The sequence below is a fragment of the Marinobacter sp. L-80 genome (assembly GCF_056859395.1).
The window spans coordinates 1-4,218 of the sequence record NZ_JBSXOI010000009.1 but is presented as its reverse complement, the minus strand read 5'-3'; the positions used below and the strand labels follow the sequence as shown (position 1 = coordinate 4,218).

At 52.6% G+C, this 4,218-nt stretch carries 4 protein-coding genes; 3 read left to right on the top strand and 1 reads right to left on the bottom strand.

What is annotated here, in order from left to right; genetic code table 11:
- The first annotated feature begins 899 nt into the window (after window positions 1-899).
- From AC13E3_RS00230 to AC13E3_RS00220, 3 genes are all read left to right on the top strand, one after another.
- On the top strand, window positions 900-1,142 hold the full coding sequence (locus AC13E3_RS00230) for an antitoxin Xre/MbcA/ParS toxin-binding domain-containing protein (RefSeq protein WP_092032311.1): 243 nt from the start codon (window positions 900-902) through the stop codon (window positions 1,140-1,142).
- Between the two features lie 69 nt (window positions 1,143-1,211).
- Complete coding sequence (locus AC13E3_RS00225; RefSeq protein WP_092032312.1) at window positions 1,212-1,478, top strand: hypothetical protein; 267 nt, start codon at window positions 1,212-1,214, stop codon at window positions 1,476-1,478.
- Window positions 1,479-1,823: 345 nt separating this feature from the next.
- On the top strand, window positions 1,824-3,503 hold the full coding sequence (locus AC13E3_RS00220; RefSeq protein ID WP_139216043.1) for a competence protein CoiA family protein: 1,680 nt from the start codon (window positions 1,824-1,826) through the stop codon (window positions 3,501-3,503).
- A 636-nt stretch (window positions 3,504-4,139) separates the two neighbouring features.
- On the opposite strand, the gene AC13E3_RS00215 is transcribed toward AC13E3_RS00220, so the two are convergent.
- Window positions 4,140-4,208 (bottom strand): hypothetical protein, encoded by a 69-nt coding sequence (locus AC13E3_RS00215; RefSeq protein WP_348295699.1) that lies wholly within the window; start codon window positions 4,206-4,208, stop codon window positions 4,140-4,142.
- Between the last annotated feature and the right edge of the window lie 10 nt (window positions 4,209-4,218).

The following is a 4,218-nucleotide window of genomic DNA, read 5'->3' as shown; positions in this document are numbered from 1 at the left end:
CCAATGGGGGAAAGGGGGAGTTGTGCCTGAATGCCGGAAACTGGCTAAATAATCGCCAACTTCGACCATGACCACTCGGATCTGGCACTACCAGGCTTGGTCTGCGAAGGTTGTTGGAGCACTATGAGAAATCCGGGCTAGCGCGGCACGCCCCGCCTATCCGCAAAGTGCTCAAGCAAGTTGGAATCAAAAGCCCTAAAGAGCTGCGAGCAGAGAATTTCATTGAGCTGTATGAACGAGAAAGCGGCCAGCCAGCTCCACTGAAACAGTCTGGGCCATTCGATAGAGGGGCAGACCTCAGAGGTCGGGAAGTTGTGGGTAAATCGGGCGGTCACAAACGTCCCACAGTCTCATCAGCATATATTGGAAAGCGACATCGTTCGGATCGTCCGGGAGAGGAGGCTGAGCGATGAATCTCTCCGGCGTGTATCGGCGAATTAAAGCTGGCGACGGCTCTGAAAGGGTCCGCCGTCGTCATATCAGTCGCATCGAAAAAATGGTGGCTGCCGTCGAGACTCGATTCCCAGAAGTAAGAAGAAAGCAACAGATTCAACAGAAGCACGTTCGTTGGTTATTGGAGCACTGGTGCAGTCCGTCCACGATGCGGGATTATCGCAGTTCCCTTCGAATCCTGTTGGAGGCCCAGGGTCGAGATCCTAATTGGTTAAGACAGGTAGGAATGGCTCCGGCCTCTGCAGGAGGTCGTCCCAGGGATGTCTCGGTAGTCCGATCTCGCTCCGCCAAGACATGGTAGGCATAGGGTGGGCTGCGTAAGGTAAAATTCTTGACGAGGACTGGCACAGGAAATTTGGAAAGTGCACTTGGTTCATAGCATCCAAAGCAGGGTATCAACAGCAACCAGTCTGTAAGGTGAAAAACGATTGGTGGAGTCACTCGTTATGCCGATAAATGACAGTGAGATCTCGGGCAATGTTGAGCCGGAGCTGTCTGAGCTCAAAGGTGAAGTGTGGCAGAAAGTTCTTGAGCTATTTGAAGGCGATGAGGCGATGGCTCGGGATTGGATGGGACGAGCCCGACCGTTTCTGGGTAACGTGTCACCGGAGAGTTTGCTGGAGACTCCCGAGGATATTGGTCGGCTACGGCGTTTTATTCAGCAAATTCAGCTGGGCATAGTTCCGTAGTTGTTGGAGCTCTTCTAGGCAAAGAGCCCCAAACATAGGTGTGTGATTGGGGCTGGTCCGGAGCGCTTAGTGCAGTATCCTCGAACTATCCATCAGCAAGCGGGCGCCGGTATCGCAATCGAGAGTCGCGAGAAGGCGCTCAGGCTCCTCCGAGTTCTGGTATACATCGAGCCTGATCCAGTTTTAGCCACGTTGCATCTGGACATGAATGTGCAGATCGCCGTGTGTGTCTTTATTTGTGGCGATTTTGCCGTCGGAAAAAGACAGCTTCAGTGGTTGAGTGGCGACCTGGAAGAGGTCTATGGTTTCGGCGACTGCGCGTCTCTCCCCCATTGACGAGCTGGTCTGACTGATTGCCTTATTCACAGATAAATACCTGTGAAATTAGATTGTTGACCGGCCGAATTCCACAATGCATTAAGTCACGTTTTGACCAAGCAATTACGTCCCGGTATCGCTGATGGAACCCACAACTGCAGAGAGACAGCTGCGGTACTCCGATCGATTAGTCGAAGCTGGCACGCAAGGACTGAATTCGTTCAAGGTTGAGCTAGAGCCGGTGGACTAAAAAGCTAAACTATGGTTTCTGAAGGATAAAGGCTATGCGCTGATGAAAAAGCTGAACGCAGCGATAACCTCGAAATAGAAACATTCTCCGGCTGCAACGACGATGGAGGGGCGATGGCGGGATATGGAGATCTCAGAGTTCCGTTTGGTGAGAAGAACGGTCGCCTGTACACACCGGACGAAGTTGACCAAGGCAAGGCCTGCGGCTGCCATTGCCCGTCGTGCCAGTCCCCCCTGATCGCAAATCGACCCAAAGTGAAGCGAAACTACTTTTCTCACCATCGAGCGAAGGAGTGCCCTGGTGGCTACGAAACCGCGCTTCACCGGATGGGTAAGCAAATCCTTGAAGACGCCGCCTGCGTCTGGCTTCCCTCGAAATCCTTCCATTTCCGAGCCCACGTGGCCGAGGACGTATACATCTCGGAAGACCTTGTGTTCGAACCCCACAGAACGGAATTGATTGATGTGGTTTCGGAGCAAATGGCCGAGATCTGGCGTCCGGACCTCACCGCCAACCTAAAAAACGGCTCAACGGTCTATATCGAAATTAAGGTGTCCCACGAAGTTGGCGAGCCTAAGGCCGGAGCACTCGACAACCTTATGGAGATTGACCTGGCCACGGTATCCCCAGAAGAGGTTCGGGATCTGGATGCGCTGCGAGAAATCGTTCTTCGCACCGCACCCCGACACTGGTACCGCTGTTCGCTTTACGACGACCTGCCGCGAGTGCACGCCGCACGGAAACGCCTCGAAGACCGGCTACCTGCGGCCAAGGCCAAGTTCGTGGCCGAACGTGAGGCTAGAGAGAAGCGTGAGCTGGAAAAGCTTCGCTACGAAGAAAACAAAGAGCGCCAACGAGAGCTCTATGCCCCCGACGTGGAGAAGGCGTTTCGAATGCAAAGTGAGGAGGCTCAGACAAAGCTCCACCAGCAAATGGAAGAGAAATGCGCCCCAGCCATCAGGCAAGAGCATGCGAGGCTTCATACCGCAGGCCACGCTTTACCGGACCGATTGCCCTTCGGCACGGGAGTTCGCCTCAAAGGGGATTGGATCGTCAGGTGTCATTACTCGCTCTGGCAAATGTTCGTCTTGGAGCATTTCATCATCAACGCGCCGGTTGGCCATCATCTGACGGTGCGGGCCGTTGTTGACGCAGTGAGATCCCGATTCGGTTACATCAAGTGGATGGATCGGCTTGCAACCATGAAGCTGGAAGGGAAGAAAAAGGGTCGGAAGCGTGGTACTTGGTACGCGGATACTGGCGTCTGGTTCTTGACCGAATCAGAGAATCAGGCCATCAAAACGCCCTATTTTCTAATGTTGCAGTACCTTCGTCGGCTTTGTGACTGGCCATATAGCCTTCTGACTGAGACCGGTGAGGGGTATCGGTTCACCATAATCTCAAACAGGCCCCATGCCCGGTATCTCGAATACCAGGGTGCAGAAACCAGAGCCAAGCAGCAGAGCGAGGCCCGGCGACGGGCAATTAAGCGCGAAGCCGAAATGATCGAGACGCAGGACGCTAAGGCAATACTTGATAAGCTTGAGGCCGAACAATGGGAGGCAGAGGCGGAAGCTCGTAGATTTGACAGAAATTTGGAAATTGCCGAGGGGCTGCACCGACGCGGTGTCTCCAAGGGTTATATCTGTAATCGCTGTCACGTGCTCATGGAACAACTGGACGCGATGAAGTGTGTTGAATGCGGTAGCCACGCAGTTCAGAGCAAAGAGCTCTCGAAGGAATACTATGAAAGTTATCCCTTCCGACTACGCACCATGCCAAAAATGAAGTAATTACCACAGTTGGAGCTCTCGCTGGCGTTTCCCTATGCCTTTGAGTCCCGTCCCGACAACCATCAAAACCTCCCACTAACGCCATTGAAGATCTTATGAAATTTACCCAGCTGGGTTCTACCCCGTTACGGCGGACATTCCCCATAAGTGGCTGGGTTGTGTCATGCGTATCGGGGGAACTCCAGCACGTGAGCTGGGCGTTATCCCCAAATCTGAATGATCGCTTTGCGACCAATGCCACTCACGGATCCTAGCAAAACTAAACCGAGCAAGGGGGCAGGTCAGAGTCACCGACGTGTTAATGGGCCTTTATATTGGGGCGTTTAAATAAACACTCAAAAGGTTGAGATCTCCATACCAGCTCTTTAGTTCTGTTTAGTAGTGAAGTTTACTGATTTAGTGGGAACGATTACTAAAGTGTACTAATTCGCTATGAGCTCTGAGCAGTCGGAATCACAGATATGTTATACGGGACGATATAGTCCTTGCCGAATCCGTTTGACCGCCTCTTTCCCGAACTTTTTCCGGGCCCGCATTTCGATGCAATTGAGGGTCAGGGGCTTTTCCGAGGCTTCTGTCAATGGCCATTTATTTTGACCCACCTTTGGCCAATAAAATTGACCCACCTTTCATAGTCTAGCTTGTTGTCTTCTGCTTCAGCCGATAGCTTTCTCCTCCCAGCATAAAGATGTGTGAATGGTGGATGACCCGATCA

Excerpts from the sequence above, each read along its gene's own strand:
- AC13E3_RS00230 (WP_092032311.1), top strand. The coding sequence starts at position 900 with ATGCCGATAAATGACAGTGAGATCTCGGGCAATGTTGAGCCGGAGCTG.
- AC13E3_RS00220 (WP_139216043.1), top strand. The coding sequence starts at position 1,824 with ATGGCGGGATATGGAGATCTCAGAGTTCCGTTTGGTGAGAAGAACGGT.